This is a genomic window from Acinetobacter sp. FDAARGOS_559, from assembly GCF_003940475.1.
Lineage (GTDB): Bacteria > Pseudomonadota > Gammaproteobacteria > Pseudomonadales > Moraxellaceae > Acinetobacter > Acinetobacter baumannii.
In genome coordinates this window covers 1083532-1102892 of sequence record NZ_RKJG01000005.1, presented here as the reverse complement: position 1 = coordinate 1102892, position 19361 = coordinate 1083532, and the positions used below count along the sequence as shown (strand labels likewise).

The following is a 19361-nucleotide window of genomic DNA, read 5'->3' as shown; positions in this document are numbered from 1 at the left end:
ATGGCTGAAACTAAAAAGCCCGATGCAATTGGCGATGCAGGGGCGTATACAAACTTTGTCTCAAATATTGGTACCGAACGTGACAAAGCTTCACACGGTTCTTTCGTTAAGAAAGTAATTCCTGATGAGCAATTAGAAGCTGTGTATCAACACTGGTTAGCTAAGCGCATCGTCAACCGACCAGCAAGTGACATGCTCCGAGCTGGATGGTTTTTTGAAGGGATTCAAGATAACGATTTATTGAAGCTTAAAGAGGCGTGTAAGGCTTTTAACTTAGATGGGGTGCTCTTATCTAGTTTGGTACTTTCTCGCTTATATGGCGTTTGCTATGTGCTTCTAGGGACTGTAGACGGCGGTGACCTAGATCAACCGTTTGATTTAAACAAGTTAGGCGTGGGGCGTTTAGAGTTTTTCACGGTGCTTAAGAAAAAGTACATTGAAGCTGATACCAGTAAATACTTATCGCCTAAGGAGGCAGGTGGACTTTTAAAGCAGCCTGAATTTTATAAGCTAAAGCTTGATGGAAAATCTACGCAAAGGATCCACCATACACGCTTATATAAGTTTGGCCATGCCGATGTAGTTAATGAAGAGCCGGTAAGTGTTTTACAGGAAGTTTATGAAGATCTGCTTGATCATGCCGCCGTTAAGAAAGCCTCAGCAAGTCTTGTGCATGAATCAAAAATTGACGTGATTAGAACACCCGGTCTCGTGGATAAGATTAAAGCTGACATGCAAGCAGTTGCTGAACGTTTTCTTAGTGTCGGATTGCTTAAAGGCTTAAATGGCATGATCGTGCTTGATGCAGAAGAGGAATATGACTCTAAGTCATATAGCTTTGGCGGTTTGCCAGATCTTATGCGTGAATTCTCTATCCAAGCTGCTGGTGCTGCCGATATGCCATATACGATTTTATTCGGGCAATCACCTGCAGGCATGAACGCAACTGGTGAGCACGACACACGGAACTATTACGACAGTATTGCTACTAAGCAAATATGGTCCTTAAAGCCATTCATGATGAAGCTTTTAAGAGTAATTGTTCAAGCTACATTTGGTCGTCAGATTCCAAGTTTAGATGTTGTGTTTAACCCGTTATGGCAACTAGACGCTAAGGTACGTTCTGAGGTTGAGAAAGCTAACGCTGAACGGGATTCCAAGTATTTAGAAATGGGCATCATTACCGAGCCACAGATAGCAAAACAGCTTGTTATTGACGGTGTTTATTCAGTGATCGATGAAGCTCATATCAAAGAGCTTGAGACAATGGTGAAGCTTAATGACAACGATAATTCAGATCCTGAAACCACACCTCCAGCAGGCGAAGAAACGTAAAAAAGGTCGTAAAGCTTCTAAGCCGAGGGCCGTGCACGTAAATCGCCGTGTAGAGCTTTATTACACACGGCAATTACTAGCTATATCTAAATACTGTCAGGAACAAACAAAGGAATTAGTTATTCCTACAGTAGGCCAGAATATCGGTGATGCTTGGTTCTCAGACATGATGACGGCCTTTAGGGAAAAGCTCACAAAGTATGTTGTTGAGATTTCCCGACCGTTGGCCACAAAAGTTGTGACTGACACCCAAAAGGAAGTGGACAAGCAAATTGCAGAGCACACCAAAACAATTATTGGTGTGGATCTTACGCCGTTCTATCGAGCTGCTGATATTCAGGATGAAGTAGATCTAAACATTACGGCCAATGTCAGTTTGATTAAGTCTATTCCGCAGCAATACGCCGATAAGCTTGAAGTACTAATTACTAATGCTTTGCAGACTGGACAAACCAATGAAGAGTTGGCCAAAGCTATTAAGCAATTAGGGTTATCTACTGATTATCGAGCGCGTCTTATTGCTAGTGATCAGATGGGTAAGATTAACGGCCAAATTAACCAAGCCAGACAGCTTTCTATGGGTGTTGAGACATACACATGGCAAACAGCGAAAGATGAGCGTGTGCGACCAGATCACCAGCATAAGCAAGGCAAGACATTTAGATGGGATTCACCACCAGACGGTGGACATCCCGGACAGCCTATCCGATGTCGGTGTACAGCATTACCTAACTATGAGGATATTTTAATTGACTGATTCAAATGATAAATGCTGGAAGTGTGGGAAGGACCACGGGCCAAGAAGACCAACACCACCAATCGTTTGCACACCCCCATTAGTTAAAGTAGATGGAGTAGAAAGCTCTAAAAAATTGACACCAGAGCAAATTAACCAGATCCGAGAACTCACTTTGAAAAAGGTTTTCTTATCAGTTCTTTTAATTTCAATCCCCATTCTGCTTTGGAAATTAGATTCGATCATTATGGCTTTAAAAGCCTAATACCATTAATAAGGATTTATGGCCATGAAGCGTAAAAAGTTTAGTAAAAAACGGTTTTATCGCCGTTTGCAAGCACAGGGATTAGTTAAAGGTGGGCTAGTAATTGGCGGTGACTTCACCCCGCCGTGGTTAATGTCCTGCTGTGATGGCTTCCCTAACTTGGCTAAGGCAGCGGGTAAAGCTGCGGAAAAGTTTCAAGAGGTGGTGGAAAGTATCAAAAAGATAGATTTTCAGCCTCCAAATATTAAACCCATTAAAACAAAAATTTTTATTGATGGTGTCGACTTGGGTGCAGGCAAAGATTTTTCGGTTACCTATTCAAGAACTTAATTTTTAAAATTGGTAAAGCCACCTTAGGGTGGTTTTTTATTGAGCGCAATTTATGAAAACCATTTACCAACTCAAAATTGGTGACTTTGCGCCAAGCGAATCGACACGCTCATTTACCAAAGAGGGGTATCTGAAATGCGTCAATGTTCGCTTAGCTAAAGCGCCTCAAGTACGTCAGTACTATGCGTATGAGTTTCCATCTCTGGAAGGTTATACCGCTGATCAAGTCATTAATGTTTACACACCGCCAGAGGAGCTTTTTAAGCCTGAGGCTATTCAAAGCTTCAATGGTGTAGACGCTACTGACTATCACCCGCCTAAGAATGAAATTAACGCTTCTAACTGGAAGGATTATCACATTGGCTATTGTGAGAACGTCCGGCAGGAAGGCGATTATCTGGTTGGTGATTTGCTCATTAAAGACAAGATCAGTATTGATCTGATCCAAAGCAACGAGCGGCTAGAAATGTCGCTTGGCTATGGAGCCTTATTAATCGTTGAGCAGGGTACGGCGCCAGATGGTACGCCGTATCAAGCGAAATTTATCAATTTTATAGGCAATCACGTAGCGCTCGTTAAATATGGCCGTTGTGGTGGTGATTGCCGCATCGGTGACAAACAACAAACTCCACATAAGGGGAATATATCAATGGAAGTTATTGTAAATGGTGTGCGCTATAACATTGGCGACAACACGCCTTTAGCGGATGCATTAAAAATCCAGCAAGAGCAGCTTGAAAATTTAAAGGCGGCAAAGCTCAAAGTTGGTGATAAGCAATTTTCTATCGGTGATGAATTGAACGCAGTTCAAGCGGTTGTAGATCAGTTACATGCCGAAAAAACAGCACTGGAGCAAAAAGTAGGTGATCTGGAAAAGAACCAGATGACTCCTGAAAAGCTTGAGCAAGCTGCTGCAGAGCGTGCTGCTGTGATTGCCGATGCTAAAGCATTGGTGCCAACAGTTAAAACCGAAGGTTGCTCATGTGAGCAAATCAAGCGTGATGTTATTGCTGCAAAAGCTGGTGATGCTTTAGTAACTGCTTTGATGGGTAACGTATCAGTAGGTGATGCAAAGCCTGAGCAGATCGACACAACTTTCCGTGCACTCTGTGCTGTGAAGGGTACTCATCCTTCTAATCCTGTAGGTGATGCTCTTCACCAGCAGCAAAGTGTTAAAGCTGGTGATGGCAACCCAGCAGGCGGTGGGGAAGAAAAGACCTACAGCAAAGAAAACGCATACAAAACAATCTAAGGGGATGTAAATCATGGTTAAGCAATACGATGCTGCACCCGGCATGAAGTTTCACCTCATTGGGCCAGAGGATATTTTATCCCTGCCTGTAGCTGGTACCGGTTTGGTAAACGATGGTGACGTGGTTGTACGAAGTACTGACGGAAAAACAGTTTCAGCGGTAACTGGTGCAACTAATACCAAGTTTGGAATTATCGTACGTCACGGCGTAGGTAAATCAGGTAAAACGGCAGATGGCAAAGAAGCCTATAAAGCTACTGACGTAGCACCGGTTATGACGATAGGCTCGATTTACGTGAAGGTCACTGCACCAGTCACCGATATCAACGCAAAGGTTTATGTCAAAACAGCTAACGGTACCACAGCAGCGCCGTTAGGTTCTTTATCCCCAACAGCAACAGACGGTACAGAGTTACCGAACGCATCTTGGGAAACAATTTCAAATGAACAGGGTTTAGCAGCTGTTCGCTTACGTGGGGCATAATAAATATGAGTAAATTGGCAGCAATGAAGCTACGTCTAACACCAGTAGCTCAAATGGTTCAGGCAAATATTGGGGATGCATTTAATATTGATGCATTAGCTCAGTTATTCGTTAAATTGGAAGAATTTAATGAAATGGGTCCTCAGCTTCAGCAAGTGATGGATTACGCTAAATACATTCCTGTTAAACCTGTCAATGCCGTATATGGCGGAGGAGAAATCCTAAGCCGTAAGAAGGGTGTGGGTATGGGTAAAGATCATTCAGGAACTGGTAATGATATTCCCTTGGCTGAAGTTGAATATGATACTGTTCAATTGCCAGTGAAGGTCGGCACGATCAGTTATATGTATTCAGTATTTGAGTTACAAGCAGCCCAAAAATTAAATTTAGCACTTGAAGCAGATAAAGTAGAGGCCGCTCGCCTAGCTGCAGAAAAACACTTAAGTAACATTGCTTGGTATGGCAATGCTCTTACCGGAGTTAAGGGCTTCTTAAATCAGACGGGTGTAACCATAGTTACAGCCCAACATAACTGGGCCACCGCAACCATTGAAGAAGTACTAAGTGACTTCAATGCAAGCTTGGCAGATGCTGAAGATCTTGTTGATGGGGATGTATCCGTACAGCCAGATACTTATTTGATGGCATCAAATCAGTACTTACACCTTTCTACCCGTGTAGTTGCTGATTCTGGCGGAAAGACTTTCTTAAAATTCATTGAAGAAAATAACATCTTCGCATCACAAGGTAAGCCGTTAACCATTCGTGGTTTAGGTCGTTCAAATGGTAAAGGTACCGCAGGTGCTGACCGTTCTATTATTTACCGCCGTGATCCGTCATGCATCCAAATGAAATGTGATGACGTCACTTTCTTAGCTGCTCAACCAGTTGGTGTAGATATTAAAGTGCCTGGTCACTACAAATATCAGGGCGTATGGTTGAAGCGTGTTGATTCTCTCCGTTACTTGGATCACGTGTAAGGATTAAAACAGTATGAAATATTCTTATATCTATAGCGGCTTACAGGCCGCTTTTGTTTTTTCTGGTATTGCTGTTTTGCCTACAGGCACACCAATTCTTCTGGATGAAGAAGCGCACAAGAAGCTCGCTAAAAATAAGTTTGCTAAACATCTTATTGATATCGGTGAACTTGAAGTTCAGGAAATCCCAGATGATGAGCCAAAAGCAGCGGGTAAAACTGGTGGCCGTGGTGGTAAAGGCAGCAAGCAAAACGACGCAGCAGGTGAGCAGCAAAAGCCAACTGATGAAGACGCTTTGGCCACCGTGAAGGCTGAATTAACAGCGCTTGAAGTAACGTTTAGTGATGATGAAACACTTGAGCAGTTACAAGCTAAGTTAGCTCAGGCTAAAGAATAAGGTGAGTCTATGGACGTACAAACGTTTCGTGAAAAGTTCTCGACTGATTCGAGTTTAATGTCTTTGCCAGATGCAAAAATTCAGGATGCTTTAGAAGAAGCGGATCTGATTGTTTCTCAAATTGAGTTCGGGGCATTAAAGGAACGTGCTGTAGGTCTATATGCAGCACATATTCTTAAAGTTGGTACTGTAAGTGGCAATGGTGCTGCTTTTGGTACAGCCTCAAGCATGACAATTGCGGGCCAAAGTGTGAGTTATTCACGATCATCGAAAGAAGCTTTCTATGATCTCAGCATGTATGGCCAGCGTTACCTTGCGTTAAAAAATTCAATTCCAATTGATGATGAAGGCACAAACCCTAACCGTTTAGGTGTTGGTGCTTTTGTCGTATAGGAGAATCCCATGCCTTTTAAATATCAGGCACCAGAAGGTTATAAGCCAACCAAACTCGTTATTGCCGGGCAAAACCTAGATATCAAAAACGGCGTTTTAGAATCTGATAATGACATTATCCATATTTTAAAGCCCTTAGGTTTTGAGCGTTATGTTGAAGTTGTTGAGCCAAAGAAAACGGCTACCTCTGCTAAAGAGTAAATAAGCTATGAGCGATTATCGTGTTGATACTCAGGTCAATTTTGATGAGATGAATAATCGCGTTAGGTTTGAAATAAGACGCACGATTAACGCTCTTACTTTGCGCTTACAGCGGATTGTTCAGGAAGACATGTTAAGTGGCCAACGACTTAAAGTTCAGTCAGGCCGCTTACGTGGATCCGTTTCATCAAAGGTGGATGAGGATAAGGATTCCATTGAGGGAACTGTAGGAGCTGGTGGTGCTTTGGTACCTTATGCACCTGCACATGAATTTGGTCTAAATGGAGCTTTGGGTGTTAAAGCACACCTAAGGACAATTAAGCAGGCGTTTGGCCGGCCTATTTCGCCGGTTCAGGTCAATATTAAGGCCCATTCAAGGAATGTACGTTTTAGGGAATTGCGGTTCATGCGTGATTCACTGGATATCGTGGCCAAGATTGTGCCGAAAAATATTGATGCAGCAATTGAGCGAGGTATAGCAGGTGGATAGTGAAGCAATCTATCAGGCGTTGTTTGAAAGGTTAAGCACAAGGGTAGAGGGATTGATTACGGCAAGTCGCCGTTTACGTCACTTTAACCATGTAACACCAGAACAGCGCCCAGCCATGTTTATTACACAAGGCAATCAACAAGAAGTCCCGGTACATGGTTTAGATTCAAAAGTTGAACTAGCTGCTGAGGTTTATCTCTATATTCATGAATCGGACACTACAAAGCCGCCATCATCACAGATGAATATATTCATCGATCGTGTACGTGAAGCTATTCAGCCGGACCATCCAGATTTTAATGAGTATCAAACCTTAGGTGGTTTGGTAGAGCACTGCTGGATCGAGGGCACCGTAGAAGTATATGAAGCAGTAGAAAACATGCTTGATGATCAGGCGATTGCCATTATTCCTATCCGGATCCTCACAACCAATTAACAAAACATTCATTTTATGACCGCCTCTATGGCGGTTTTGTCATTTTAGAGAGGTCAAAATAAATGGCTCAATATTTATTTGGTGCTGGCAAGATCTTTGCTACACCGATTCAAGATGTATACGGGCAACCGATTAGTAATCCCACACCAGTTGAAGTGGGGGTGATGCAATCCGTTGGTGTAGATATTAGCTATGACTTAAAAGAGCTTTTCGGTCGTGGTCAATTCGCCGTAGATGCTGCACGCGGTAAAGGTACTATTAAATGTAAAGCTTCTTTCGGACGTATTAACGGTACATTGTTAAATTCAATTTTTTTCGGTGGCGTTGTTGCTGAAGGTGGAATTGAAACAGTTTCCCAAACCATTAATGGTGAAGTGATTCCGGCTGGCGGTACTGTTACTCCGGTTGTTCCTAATAGCGGTACGTTCGTAAAGGATCTAGGCGTAACGGATGCGAAAGCAATTCCCCTTAAACGTGTAGCTTCAGCGCCAACAACAGGGCAATACAGTGTAGATGCGGCAACCGGTGCTTATACATTTGCTGCTGCCGATGCAGGTAAAACGGTATTTATTAACTTCCGTTATTCAGCAATGGTAGCGGGTGCTAAGTCAATCACTGTATCTAACCTAGATATGGGTTATACGCCAGAGTTTGCCGTTGACCTGCAACGTGACTACAAAGGTAAGTTCATGCACATGAATTTCTTCCGTTGTACCAGTAACAAACTTGGATTCAGTTCAAAACAGGACGATTACGATATTCCTGAGTTTGAATTCCAGCCTATGGCTGACGATCTTAACCGTGTTTTCAAAATTGATTTATCGGAGTAATGCCAGATGCAATTTAAGCAAGTTGATAACCCGCGTGGCTCAACAATTATTATTGATGGTCAGCCATTTGTATTTGCTCCTTTGTCACTTGGTGCGGTTGAAAAGTTATTGCCAGCTCTTCAAGCATTTAAGCCCGATGATGTGGGTACCGTGATTGATGTTGCGTTTAAGTCGCTTAAGCGCAATTACCCGGATATCACACGTGATGATGTTGCTGACATGATTTATATGGATCAACTCACGGAAGTTATGGAAGCTGTAATGTCTGTGTCTGGTCTTAAAGGAAATGAAGACAACGCTGCAGGTGGTTCGGGGGAATAGATTGGGAGGAGCTGTACACGCATTTAGTACTAACGATGGGTAAAGATTACGACTATGTACGTAATGAAATGGACCTGCCTAGATTAAGAGCATTAAGTGCGTATCAGCAAAGTAACCCTCCCGCGCATATTGGAATACAGCGCCTTTGCCGTATTTTGGAAGCATTTATGGGTATTGATGATACTCCGCCAGCTATTACCGTTTCAGATGATGACGAGGACGATATGTTGGAAGTTTTGTCGAATTTTCCGCAGGGTGGTTGAGGCTGCCCTGTTTGCATTATTTGTAAGCGTTGGTTAAAGTTTGTTGATTAAACTTTATAAGGATAAATCAATGGCTTTAACAAATTGTAAAGAGTGTGGGGCACAAGTTAGTACTCAAGCTAAAAATTGTCCAAGTTGTGGAGCAAAAGTTAAAAAACGCTCCTTATTAAAATGGATCTTTCTAGGATTTGTTATTCTATTTATTATTGGCATTATTGCTGGTGGTGGAGAGGGATCTTCTTCATCAAGTAGCACTAGAGAATTGTCACCTAAAGAAGATGCATTAAAAAATACTGTACTTGATTATGATTGGTCAAAAGGTGGTTTTGATAGTGTCATGTTGGTTGATTTTAAAATCAAAAATAATAGTAAATATGACATTAAAGATATCACTGTAGAGTGTGAGCACTATTCTAATAGTAAAACAAAGATCGACAGCAATAGCCGAGTAATTTATGAGATTGTTAAAGCTGGTGAAACTAAAACAGTCAAACAATTTAATATGGGATTTATACATTCTCAAGCTGCATCGTCAGGTTGTGGAATAACTGACTTAGTTGTAATTCAATAAATATTCTTTAGAAAATAACCCCGTTCACACGGGGTTTTTTATTTTTCAAATTTACCTTGCATCGGCAAGGTTTTTTTATGCCTATGAGGTGTGTATGGCAAATAATAACCGTGTCGAAGTGCATGTTGGTGCTAAAACTTCCGAGTTAAAGGAAGGTATGCAAGATGCAGAAAAAATAGTTTCAGATTCCGCCAAGAAGATTGAAAGTACTGGGCATAACATTGATTTTAAACTTGATCTTTCTAATCTACGGTCAGAGCTAAATGGCTTTGCCTCAAACCTTTCTGATAAGTTCAAGACAGTAGGCAATGATATTAAGAGCTCGCTGACTAATGGCCTATCTTTAGTCAGAGGCGGTTTTTTTCTTGGTATTGGCCAAGAGATTGCTAGAAGTGCAGCGGAAGCGGTTGCAGCAATTCCTGATCTTGTATCTGCAGTGGGTAAGGCTTCCAAAGAGTTAGAGATTCAAGCCCGATTAGCAAACTCGAATACTTTAGAATTTCAAGAATGGGCATTTGCTGCCAAAAAAGTAAACGTGGAGCAGGACAAGCTATCGGACATCATGAAAGATGTAAACGATAAGTTTGGTGACTTCATGCAAACTGGTGGTGGTGAGATGGCCGATTTCTTTGAGAAGATCGCGCCAAAAGTCGGTGTCACCGCCCAACAATTTAAAGGCTTATCTGGTCCGCAAATCCTAGAAAAGTACTACCAGACTTTGCAAAAAGCTAATGTGTCACAGGCTGAAATGACTTTCTATATGGAAGCCATTGCGAACGATGCAACATTATTAGCTCCATTACTGGATAACAATGGTCAAAAATTAAAAGAGTACGCTAAACAGGCTCATGATTTAGGCGTAATCATGAGTGAAGATGCCATAGCTGCTACCAAAGAATTTAATACGTCCCTTGAGACTGTTCAAACAACACTTCAAGGAGTATTAACCCGTATTGCAGCACAAGCAGCTCCATCCCTTACTGAATTAGCTAATCAATTTTTAACTTTTGCAGTTGATTCCAAGGATGCCATTGATGATTCAATTAAATCGATTATTGGAATTTTTGAAAGCCTGTTTAGCATTCTAAGTGAGCAGTTTACAACTATCGGGGGAATCTGGAGCGACTTAACTGGAAGTATCGGAGACGATGCTAATACTCAGATTGGTTTCATGGATGCAATATCTGTGGTTCTGCGTGCTTTAGGTGTAGTGGTTACAGGCTTTCAGGTAGGTGTTCAATCTGCATTTGCAATTATTCGCGCCGTTGTAGTCACGGTATGCCAAGCTTTAATCATTGCTTTTAATGGCCTTATGGCTGGCTTTGATATGGTACGAAGTACTATTCAGTATGGTTTGGATGTACTACAAGTTAAGTTTCAAACATTTGGTAGTGTTGTTAATAATATCCTCCATTTTAACTTCTCAGGCGCAAAAGCTGCATGGGAAGGTGGATTATCTCAATTAGGCGGGATTACAGAACGTTATACCAATCAAATGAAAGGCCGCATGGCTGACCTGAAAAACTCTTGGAATGCAGGAGCCACTACAGCAGCAAATTCACTTGTCACAGCAGGTAAGCGAATTCTTGAGGTTACAACAGCGGGTAATCAGAAGATTACCAACTATGTATTTAAGGATCCGACCAAACCAGTCGAACCGCCAAAACCTCCTAAGCTTGGTTTAGGAACTGCACCACCTAATACAAAATTAGGTATTGGTACTGGTGAAAAGGACGAGAAAGGTGGATCTAAATCATCGGCTAAATCAAAAGCTGAGCAAGAGGCTAAAGAGCGTCAACGACAAGCGGAGCAAGCCGCTAAAGCGCTGGCTGATATTCGGTATAAATATGCATCCGAAGAAAAGAAAGTCGCTTTAGATCTGCAAAAGGCACTGGAAGAGATTGAAAAATCCAAGATGACTGCAGATGAAAAAGCCGCTGCAAAAGTCAAAGCCGAGAAGGATGCTTCAGACAAGATTATTGCTATCCGTTTAAAAGAGTTTGAGGAATACAAAAAAGCTCGTGAAGAACAGATCGACAATTATCAACAGCAAGCACAACGACTTTATGAAATTGAAGCAGCTCGAATTCAGGCTGAATTTGATGCCAAGAAAATTTCAAATGTCCGTAAAGTTCAGTTGGAAAAACAGCTAGAAGATCAGTTACGCGAAATTAAGCGGCAAGGTCTTTTAGAGCGTTTGGCTTTGGAAAATGAGCAGACCAACATTACAGGCAAACAAGGTAACCAAAACCAAATCACCAACAACATTTCTGATTTAGAGACAGACCAGAAAGTTGCTGACACTAAGTCTATGGGCTTAATCAGTGATGCGGAAATGAAAGACTTTGAGGCTAAGTTTGGTGGCTTTACTTCTCGTCTTGCCAACCTTTGGGATCAAGGCATTCAGTCCCTTATGAATGGCACCTTGACTTGGAGTAATGCCACTAAAGCAGTGCTTGCTGATATGGGAGCATTTGCCTTGCAAACAGCTACTAAAGAGCTGCTGTCAACGGCAATTTAAAACTGACCCCTTTTACCTTAAAACAGCAAAGTAAAATTGACCCCTTTGATGATTTATTAAGACTCAATTTGTGGTTGAATTCCTACTCTCTTTTTATCTTTTAGACGATAACTTTCCCCAGATATTTGTACAACATGACAATGATGTAATAAACGATCCAACATTGCTGCTGTCAAAGTAACATCATCTGCGAATGATTTAGACCACTGGCTAAATGGTAAATTACTGGTCAAAATCGTACTGCCTTTTTCATAGCGCTTGGCAATAACATTAAAAAATAAATTTGCTTCTTCACGACCAAATGGTAAATATCCTATTTCATCGATAATCAATAACTTTGGAGCAAGTACAACACGTTGCATGTAGTTTTTTAATTTACCTTGTTGATAAGCTAGGCTAAGTTGCAACATTAAATCAGCTGCAGTAATAAACTTAGTCTTAATATTATTCATAATTGCCTTATAGCCTAAAGCCATTGATAGATGTGTTTTCCCAACACCACTTGCACCAATAAATACAACATTTTCAGCTCTTGGAATAAAGCTTAAATTAAATAGTTCAAGCAACTGCGACTTTGGAGCACCTAAAGCATAATTAAAATCATAAGCCTCCAACGTTTTGATTTGAGTAAGACCTGAAAGTTGTAAAAGAATCTGTTGACTACGTTGCTGCTTGGCTGTGTATTCATGTAATAGCATAGCTTCAACGAAATCTGCATAACTGCCATCCTTTGCTAAGGTTTGTTGTGCATGATGTGACCATTGTGATGCCACTGTTTGTAGACCAAGCTGACGGCAAAGCTGTTCAATACGCTCATACTGTAAATTCATTAAGAAACCTCCAGTAATTCATCATAGATTGATAAGGGGTGTTGAACACTCTCATGAGGTATGAGTGATGATGGGCTAACATCATCAATTACAGATTTTTTAGAACCATCATTAAATAAAGGTAATGAAGAAAAATATTGTTGTTCTTCAAGCAAACGAGTACTTGGTTTTTCTTTAGTTGTTGCATGAATGCGTTGATTTGCTGTTTCACTAAGCCATCGACCAATATAGGCATTTGCCATATCAACATCTAAGCTAAGGTCAACCACCTTTAAACTTGCTTTTAATGGCACGATAAAACTTGATTTCAAATAACTATTAAAGCGTTCTACTTTACCTTTTGTTTGCGCACGATATGGCTTACAAACACGTGGTCGGAAGTTATATTTCTTAGCACAATCAAGTAATTTAGCATTCCAGCGATGTTGACCATCTTGATAAGCATCACGTTCAATCATAATGGCCTTAGCATTATCAAATAATACATCTTTAGGAACACCACCAAAGAACTGAAAAGCACTTTCTAAGCCATCAATCCATGCATCAGAACGTTCATGATCATAAAACTTAACAAAGGTTGCTCTAGAGTATCCCAAAGTTGCAACAAATGCTTTTAATGTGGTGTGATGACGTCGAATTTTTGTGAAATCAACCTGCATTTGTTGACCTGGTTGAGTCTCAAATCGCTTAATCGGCTCTGGTTGTTTAGTTGGCTTTAATGTATTGAGATAATTTTGTAGTGTTCTAATTTTCCCCGTGTAGCCTTTTTGCAAGATTTCTTGATACAACACTGCAGCCGGTATCCATTCTGGATCGGCGGCATTTACACGTTTGATTAAATACGGTTTATAAGGCTCAAGAATACTCACTTTAGATTGTGTTCGTTGATATTTAGGTGTTACTTGAGATCGTAAATATTTACGCACAGTATTTCTAGAAATACCGAGTTCGCGGCTAATTGCCTTAATAGATTGACCTTGTTGATGAAGTATTTGGATTGTCACTGCTTGCTCCAAAGTTAACATGTTGAGCAGTCCAAAAAGACCACTATATTAACCAAGGGGGTCAATTTTCAAATGCTGTTGGGGGGTCATTTTTACATTGCCGCTAACACTGCAAGGATGGCTAAGAATTCAAGCTATTAAATTGGCTCGTAAACTTGGCTTTGTCGGTGCTGAAACAGCAGCAGAAGCTTCTGGCCAAGCTGCTCAAACAGGGGCAACCATTGCAGGTGAAGCAACACGTACCAGCGTTACTGCAGCAGGTGGTTTAGCTCGTTTAGGTTTAAAAGCTGCTGAAGCTATCAAAGGCATCATGATGTCGGCATGGGAAGCGATGGCCGGAGCTTTTAAAGCAATGGTCGCAATTCCATATGTCGGTCCAATTTTAGCCGTTGGTGCTGGTGCGGCTGCTTTTGGTTTGGTTGCTGGTCTAGCGGGCAAGATTAAATCTGCTCGAGGCGGTTACGACATTCCATCCGGTGTGAATCCTGTTACTCAACTGCATGAAGATGAAATGGTTCTACCTTCACAACATGCGAATACCATTCGTGAAATGGGTAACGCATTACGCAATGGGGCAAGTTTTGGAGCTGCTGCGGTTGCTGAAGGCGGGGGAGGTGGTGCCACTGTTTTCAACATTAATGCCATTGATGCCAAAGGAGTTAGAGACTTTATGAAGAAACATGGCCGTGATTTGGCTGGTGGACTTAAGGGCTATAGCCGCAGTTTTGGGAAATAAGGAGTAGTGCATGTCAGATGTATTTTTTCCTGAATTACCCGGTTTGGAGTGGGACTTGTCAAAGAGTCCCATTTTTAACACCAAAATTATGACATCCATAAATGGTCGTGAATTACGGGCAAGCTATCAGGCTGTACCCAAGTATGAAATTTCAATGTCATATGCATTTTTGAGAGAGTCGAAAGGCAGGCAAGAATTACAGCAGTTAGAAGGATTCTTTTTAGAGCGCCGTGGTTCATTTGATTCGTTTCTTTACAAAATGCCTGATGATAATCAGTTCACATGCACAATTATTGGCGATGGTTCTACGGAATATCAATTATTTAAACAGGTTGGGTCAGCTAAGCTTTTATTGGGAAATACTGAAGCAGATAATAGTGAAGTCAGAGATCCTAAGATGTGGGGTCAAAATTCTTCAAAGTTAATGTGGAGTAATGACAATAATTTAATGTGGTATACAGGTTTTGGTATTAACGCAAATGGAAAGGTAATTTTTTCTGCCCCTTTACAAATAGGACAAAAATTCACCATATCTGGAACTTTCTATTATCGGTGCAGATTTAAAGATGATGAACAAGAATATGTCAACTTTATGCATAAGCTTTGGAAAATTGGAAAAGTTGAGTTGATTGGTTCACTAGGAAATAAGATATGAGACAAGCATCCCAGAAACTTATTGCCCTGTTAGATGCAGATCAATTCATAATGGCTGATCTATATACGATTACCACAATTCAGGGCATTGCGTATCGCTTTACAAACTATGACTTTGATTTAACCGTGGGCGGTAAAGTATTTTCGTCACAAGGTCCAATTATAAGTCGTGAGGGTATTAGTCTTTCTTTAGGCATTGAAGTAGATAATTTATCTATCACGATTGGTACAAATGAAACTACTAAATTTGGAGAAGTACCAGTGGCTCAAGCATTTCATAATGGTGTGCTTGATGGTGCGCGATTTAAGTTAGAGCGTATCTTTATGGATGCTCATACACCAACTGATACAAGTGCCGGCACATTGGTTTTATTTGAAGGTCGAATTGTAGAGCCAGAGTTTGACCGTTACGAAATTAAAGCTAGTGTGGTTTCAGATGTTGACGGATTAAAACTTCAGATGCCACGCAACCTTTATCAACCAGGTTGCTTAAACACCTTGTTTGATAGCGCTTGTGGCTTACAAAGTGCTGATTTTGCCGTTAATACAACTATTGCAGCAAATAGCACGCCTAACAGGATTCTATGTGAACTAAGCCAGCCACAAGGGTGGTTTACTCAAGGTGTTGTAGAGTTTTTAGAGGGGGTAAATATTGGAATTAAACGCACTGTACGCCTACATGAAACAGGTGCTTTACTTCTAACTTTGCCACTTTTAGAAATGCCAGCAATTGGTGAAGCAATTCGTGTTTATCCGGGATGTGATAAGTGCTTAGAAACTTGTATAAATCGTTTTAATAATCGAGCTCGGTTCCGTGGTTCTCCATTTGTTCCGGTGCCCGAAACTTCAGTTTAATTACTTTTAAATAGACCAAAGCCCTGCAATATAGCAGGGCTTTTTCATTTTGGAGGTCAAAATGGCAGAACTACCTAGTGCTGAAGCATTTGTGGGTTCAGATGTAACTGAGAGTGGTTTTAAGGCTGCGCAAACTCAACTTATCGATTTCCTTGGAGACTTGGACGGGAGAGTTTCAGCAATAGGAGCGGGGCACTATGGCGTAGATACTTATGCAACCGCGGATACAATCAAAACCTCCTTGCCTGCCGGAACAATCATTGAAGTTGGGAATGATCCAGATCCGAACAAGAATGGTTCATATAATTGGGATGGAGTCACATTAAAAAAATCTCAATATGATCCTAAGACACAAGCTATCAATATTTCAAAAGAATATGTTGATGCGCGTGCCTTGATTAGAACTTCATTTATGAAGTTATTTAGTTTGGAAGATGGAAATAATACTCCTATTGTTAATATTTATAAGAATGGATCTGTTTGGATTAAAGGGTTAAAAAAAGATATTGCAACATATATCAATTCATTGAATCAAAATGTCGAACTTCTAAATAGTCTCTTAAGTATTACTGCTGGATCAAATATTATTGAAATTAGAGATTTTAATAATGTACCAGTATTTAGTATTAATAAAGCTCTTGATGTGAACATAGGAAAATATAAATTAAGTTTAATGTCTGATGCTTTGAATACCTTAAAAAGCATGGTTTTTAAAAATAATGGGAAGAATTATTTCGTTTTTAATGATGTAAATAACTTGCCTTTAATAAAACTGAATCAGAATAAAGATTTATTTATACCGAAAATTGGTAATCTTACTGAGCAAGCCTTACTTTCCAAAAAAATTACATCAAAGTTAGCACAGAGTCTAAGTTCAGCTGCCGGTGCCGAGTATGCAGATAATGTACTTGAGCAACTTACCAATTCCCAATCAAGTACAACACTAACAGCTATCACAGCAGCTCAAGTTAATGATTCTGGTATTTTCCCACACCCTGTAACTATGCTCCGCATCCCAGCTATAACAAGGATAGCAGTTAACAAATATTTATGTTTTTTTGAAGCGAGACGGGATGGTGATGACTTTGGCGAGAATTCGCAGGGTGTAGTAACGCTAACAGTTGATCAAGATAATTTGACTGTGTCGGCAACTAATTTGCAATCGCTACACAGTACTTATGTTGATGAAAATAACAAGCGTTGGTCATTTATGAATGCTTGTGCTGTGAAACTTGATTCGGGACGTATTATCGTTCTGTATGTAAAGCGCAATGGCACTACAAGTCATGCCTTATATAAACGTTACTCAGACGATGATGGGGTTACATGGTCAGAATATGAAGATATAGGGCATTTTTTAAATATGCCTTTTTACAATTTACTTTGTCCGTGCTCACAAGGACTTGTAAAACGTTTTGGCTCTAATCGTGGACGTATAATTTTCCCTGTTTGGTATTCTGGTGTGCGATATAGAACCGAAGAATTTCGAGCAGGTTACATTTATTCCGATGATGATGGCGAGACATGGCATGATGGCTCGTTCAACAATGAAACAATGAGTAATGAGGTACAGTGCGCTGAAGATGTAAATGGAGATATTCTTTTCTGTATACGAAGAGAAGTCACGGGAATCAACACAAAAACTTGGAGCAAGTTGCTTGATGGCGATTTTAAATTAACTCCTTTCACTCCACATAATCAGCTTTGTGAAACTCCAATCATGAGCGGACTTATTCAAGCTCAAAATAAGTTTGATAAAAGCAATGCCAAATTTCATTATGTGGGAACTTATTCAATCGGTCGCAAAAACCTAAAACTCTTCACTTCTTTTAACGGTGGTTCTGACTGGACCCACGAATATGACGTAGCAAATACGAATATTACATCTGTTTATAGCTGTATAGAACGTTTATCGCCAACACAATGTTTTGTTTTGTGGGAGGCGGACTATGTCACCTCACTAAAATGTCAGATTTTATCTATCAATGAAACCAACACTGGCAAACAAGCACAGGAGCTTTAATTATGGCTGGTCAATTAGTTTTGAAATCACAAAATGCAGTAGATAATATCATTGATCTACCTGATATTAATTTCTATATAAATCGTGTAGTTGCTGATGGGGGCATTATTTATGATACGAATGCCCTCTTAGATGTTTTTAGTTTTATTTATGCTAATGGCATTTCTGAAGGGGAAGTATTTAGCGCAGTAAACCCTGCTTGGGGAATTAAATATGACAAAAACTCTGGCAATGTGTCAAAACTCTATAGTATTTTTAATGAATCAGGAGACATGATTGTGACGAATGGAACTATTCCAGCAAAATTAAATAGTAATCTTACTGTGCCATCTGTTTATTTTGCCGGCACAATGACTACATATATGCATTCTGTTGGTACAGTTTCCGATGTTAATGCTTTCGGTGCTGCTACAGCATATTTGGTTCCACAACTAGCATCTTACGGAAGTTCAACAACCTTTGCATTAGGGCTACTGTATTCAAAAATTGATCATGATGCTAATAGTCCAAGTGGTGCGGCAAGCCCATACACAGCAGCGGCGTGGACACTTAGTCGACCAGATTCAAATAATACAACATTGAAATCCTGGACAAATTTCGCTTCAGCTTGGGGTGCAACTGGTTCTGTTGGCTCAAATGTTACAACTGGGTATGAGAGTGCAAAACCACTTTCTATTTATGCTGACTCGGCTGGATTGAAGGCTTTTAATAATGGCGTACTAGTCACATCTGACGTTACAGTAACTCAATTGCAAACCCAGAAAAACAATCTAGGTTTTTGGTTTGGATCAAGCATTACTGCAAATGGCGATCAGGCCTCATCATATTTTATAGGGCATTTCTTTGAGAACTGGGTTTTAGTAAACACAGATTCTGAAAAATTGACTAAAATCAGTGAGCGCATTAACGATAAATATTATGTAGTTTTTCCACATTAATTGTTAATTTTTGCATAATCTTGAAGGTGACTTTTAATTTAATATTCATGTATTTCTTCTTTGTTTTAAAACAAAGAAGAAATACATGAAAAGATATGAAAGTTTAGACTGGTTGCGAGGGTTAATGGCTTTCGCAATCATGATCTATCATCTTATTAGTTGGAAGCTATTTCATCCTGAAGCTGGTAGTACTCTTGGGAATTTTGGAATTTATGGAGTCTCAATATTCTTTGTATTATCAGGTCTTAGCATGGGAATTATTTACAATCGTTTTATAAAAGATTTCTAGACATCTATTGTATTCTTTGTTCGAAGACTGTTTAGACTTTTACCATTGCTTTGGGTGGCAATTGCTGTAATAGCAGGAATTAACTTTATAATTCACAATGATTTTGATATTTATAAGATTTTCTTAAATTTTACATTACTATTTGGTTTTGTGACTTTTGATAAAACTTTTTTAATGGTCGCTCTTTTGCTGGGAATAGGCGCTTGGCTATTTAAAAGCATGCTGAA

24 protein-coding genes and 1 pseudogene are annotated in these 19361 nt (G+C 40.2%); 23 read left to right on the top strand and 2 right to left on the bottom strand.

What is annotated here, in order from left to right; all coding sequences use genetic code 11:
• The 17 genes from EGS71_RS06820 to EGS71_RS06740 all read left to right on the top strand — a co-directional run bounded on the left by EGS71_RS06820 (nucleotide 1) and on the right by EGS71_RS06740 (nucleotide 11805).
• Complete coding sequence (locus EGS71_RS06820; protein WP_002010371.1) at nucleotides 1-1335, top strand: DUF1073 domain-containing protein; 1335 nt, start codon at nucleotides 1-3, stop codon at nucleotides 1333-1335.
• The gene (locus EGS71_RS06815; RefSeq protein ID WP_000207477.1) at nucleotides 1280-2092 is read left to right on the top strand and encodes a phage minor head protein; all 813 of its coding nucleotides are present in this window, start codon (nucleotides 1280-1282) and stop codon (nucleotides 2090-2092) included. The genes EGS71_RS06820 and EGS71_RS06815 overlap by 56 nt, the downstream gene beginning before the upstream one ends.
• Nucleotides 2085-2336, top strand: coding sequence for a hypothetical protein (locus tag EGS71_RS06810; RefSeq protein WP_079768808.1), 252 nt, complete (start codon nucleotides 2085-2087; stop codon nucleotides 2334-2336). The genes EGS71_RS06815 and EGS71_RS06810 overlap by 8 nt, the downstream gene beginning before the upstream one ends.
• Before the next feature lie 24 nt (nucleotides 2337-2360).
• Nucleotides 2361-2666: a hypothetical protein gene (locus EGS71_RS06805; protein WP_002010135.1), complete on the top strand. Its 306-nt coding sequence runs from the start codon at nucleotides 2361-2363 to the stop codon at nucleotides 2664-2666.
• A 52-nt stretch (nucleotides 2667-2718) separates the two neighbouring features.
• Nucleotides 2719-3918, top strand: a complete 1200-nt coding sequence (locus EGS71_RS06800; protein WP_002009646.1) for a DUF2213 domain-containing protein — start codon at nucleotides 2719-2721, stop codon at nucleotides 3916-3918.
• A 13-nt stretch (nucleotides 3919-3931) separates the two neighbouring features.
• Nucleotides 3932-4402, top strand: a complete 471-nt coding sequence (locus EGS71_RS06795; RefSeq protein ID WP_002010374.1) for a hypothetical protein — start codon at nucleotides 3932-3934, stop codon at nucleotides 4400-4402.
• Between the two features lie 5 nt (nucleotides 4403-4407).
• On the top strand, nucleotides 4408-5382 hold the full coding sequence (locus tag EGS71_RS06790) for a DUF2184 domain-containing protein (protein ID WP_002009954.1): 975 nt from the start codon (nucleotides 4408-4410) through the stop codon (nucleotides 5380-5382).
• A gap of 13 nt (nucleotides 5383-5395) precedes the next feature.
• Nucleotides 5396-5779 (top strand): hypothetical protein, encoded by a 384-nt coding sequence (locus EGS71_RS06785; protein WP_002010252.1) that lies wholly within the window; start codon nucleotides 5396-5398, stop codon nucleotides 5777-5779.
• 9 nt (nucleotides 5780-5788) lie between these two features.
• Entirely contained in the window at nucleotides 5789-6172 is a 384-nt protein-coding gene (locus EGS71_RS06780; RefSeq protein WP_000383138.1) for a DUF4054 domain-containing protein, read from the top strand.
• A 9-nt stretch (nucleotides 6173-6181) separates the two neighbouring features.
• Nucleotides 6182-6373 carry a hypothetical protein gene (locus EGS71_RS06775; RefSeq protein ID WP_002009772.1) on the top strand — a complete coding sequence of 64 codons (192 nt, stop codon included), beginning with the start codon at nucleotides 6182-6184 and terminating at the stop codon, nucleotides 6371-6373.
• 7 nt (nucleotides 6374-6380) lie between these two features.
• Nucleotides 6381-6863, top strand: a complete 483-nt coding sequence (locus EGS71_RS06770; protein ID WP_001287060.1) for a hypothetical protein — start codon at nucleotides 6381-6383, stop codon at nucleotides 6861-6863.
• Nucleotides 6856-7299, top strand: coding sequence for a hypothetical protein (locus tag EGS71_RS06765; RefSeq protein ID WP_002010108.1), 444 nt, complete (start codon nucleotides 6856-6858; stop codon nucleotides 7297-7299). The genes EGS71_RS06770 and EGS71_RS06765 overlap by 8 nt, the downstream gene beginning before the upstream one ends.
• Before the next feature lie 62 nt (nucleotides 7300-7361).
• The gene (locus EGS71_RS06760; RefSeq protein ID WP_002009682.1) at nucleotides 7362-8129 is read left to right on the top strand and encodes a hypothetical protein; all 768 of its coding nucleotides are present in this window, start codon (nucleotides 7362-7364) and stop codon (nucleotides 8127-8129) included.
• 6 nt (nucleotides 8130-8135) lie between these two features.
• Nucleotides 8136-8450 carry a hypothetical protein gene (locus EGS71_RS06755; RefSeq protein WP_002010188.1) on the top strand — a complete coding sequence of 105 codons (315 nt, stop codon included), beginning with the start codon at nucleotides 8136-8138 and terminating at the stop codon, nucleotides 8448-8450.
• Between the two features lie 35 nt (nucleotides 8451-8485).
• A complete protein-coding gene (locus EGS71_RS06750) occupies nucleotides 8486-8713 on the top strand; it encodes a hypothetical protein (protein ID WP_002009752.1) in 228 nt (75 codons plus the stop codon).
• 70 nt (nucleotides 8714-8783) lie between these two features.
• Nucleotides 8784-9284: a zinc ribbon domain-containing protein gene (locus EGS71_RS06745; RefSeq protein ID WP_001229359.1), complete on the top strand. Its 501-nt coding sequence runs from the start codon at nucleotides 8784-8786 to the stop codon at nucleotides 9282-9284.
• A gap of 94 nt (nucleotides 9285-9378) precedes the next feature.
• Entirely contained in the window at nucleotides 9379-11805 is a 2427-nt protein-coding gene (locus EGS71_RS06740) for a hypothetical protein (protein ID WP_002010345.1), read from the top strand.
• 56 nt (nucleotides 11806-11861) lie between these two features.
• Here the strand turns inward: EGS71_RS06740 and istB are convergent, their stop codons facing one another.
• Complete coding sequence (gene istB, locus EGS71_RS06735; RefSeq protein WP_001053381.1) at nucleotides 11862-12635, bottom strand: IS21-like element ISEc57 family helper ATPase IstB; 774 nt, start codon at nucleotides 12633-12635, stop codon at nucleotides 11862-11864.
• Nucleotides 12635-13660: an IS21-like element ISEc57 family transposase gene (gene istA, locus EGS71_RS06730; protein ID WP_002009888.1), complete on the bottom strand. Its 1026-nt coding sequence runs from the start codon at nucleotides 13658-13660 to the stop codon at nucleotides 12635-12637. The genes istB and istA overlap by 1 nt, the downstream gene beginning before the upstream one ends.
• A gap of 88 nt (nucleotides 13661-13748) precedes the next feature.
• On the opposite strand from istA, the pseudogene EGS71_RS06725 reads away from it, so the two are divergent.
• The 6 genes and pseudogenes from EGS71_RS06725 to EGS71_RS22765 form a co-directional block, all read left to right on the top strand.
• A pseudogene (locus EGS71_RS06725) lies at nucleotides 13749-14375 on the top strand (phage tail protein); the annotation flags it as partial.
• Between the two features lie 10 nt (nucleotides 14376-14385).
• Entirely contained in the window at nucleotides 14386-15030 is a 645-nt protein-coding gene (locus tag EGS71_RS06720) for a DUF2460 domain-containing protein (RefSeq protein WP_002010125.1), read from the top strand.
• Nucleotides 15027-15884 carry a DUF2163 domain-containing protein gene (locus EGS71_RS06715; protein ID WP_002010143.1) on the top strand — a complete coding sequence of 286 codons (858 nt, stop codon included), beginning with the start codon at nucleotides 15027-15029 and terminating at the stop codon, nucleotides 15882-15884. Before EGS71_RS06720 ends, EGS71_RS06715 begins: the two co-directional genes overlap by 4 nt.
• Nucleotides 15885-15945: 61 nt before the next feature.
• Nucleotides 15946-17907, top strand: coding sequence for an exo-alpha-sialidase (locus EGS71_RS06710; RefSeq protein ID WP_002009735.1), 1962 nt, complete (start codon nucleotides 15946-15948; stop codon nucleotides 17905-17907).
• A gap of 2 nt (nucleotides 17908-17909) precedes the next feature.
• Complete coding sequence (locus EGS71_RS06705) at nucleotides 17910-18845, top strand: hypothetical protein (protein ID WP_002010405.1); 936 nt, start codon at nucleotides 17910-17912, stop codon at nucleotides 18843-18845.
• 85 nt (nucleotides 18846-18930) lie between these two features.
• The gene (locus tag EGS71_RS22765; RefSeq protein WP_002009918.1) at nucleotides 18931-19134 is read left to right on the top strand and encodes an acyltransferase family protein; all 204 of its coding nucleotides are present in this window, start codon (nucleotides 18931-18933) and stop codon (nucleotides 19132-19134) included.
• Nucleotides 19135-19361: the final 227 nt, after the last annotated feature.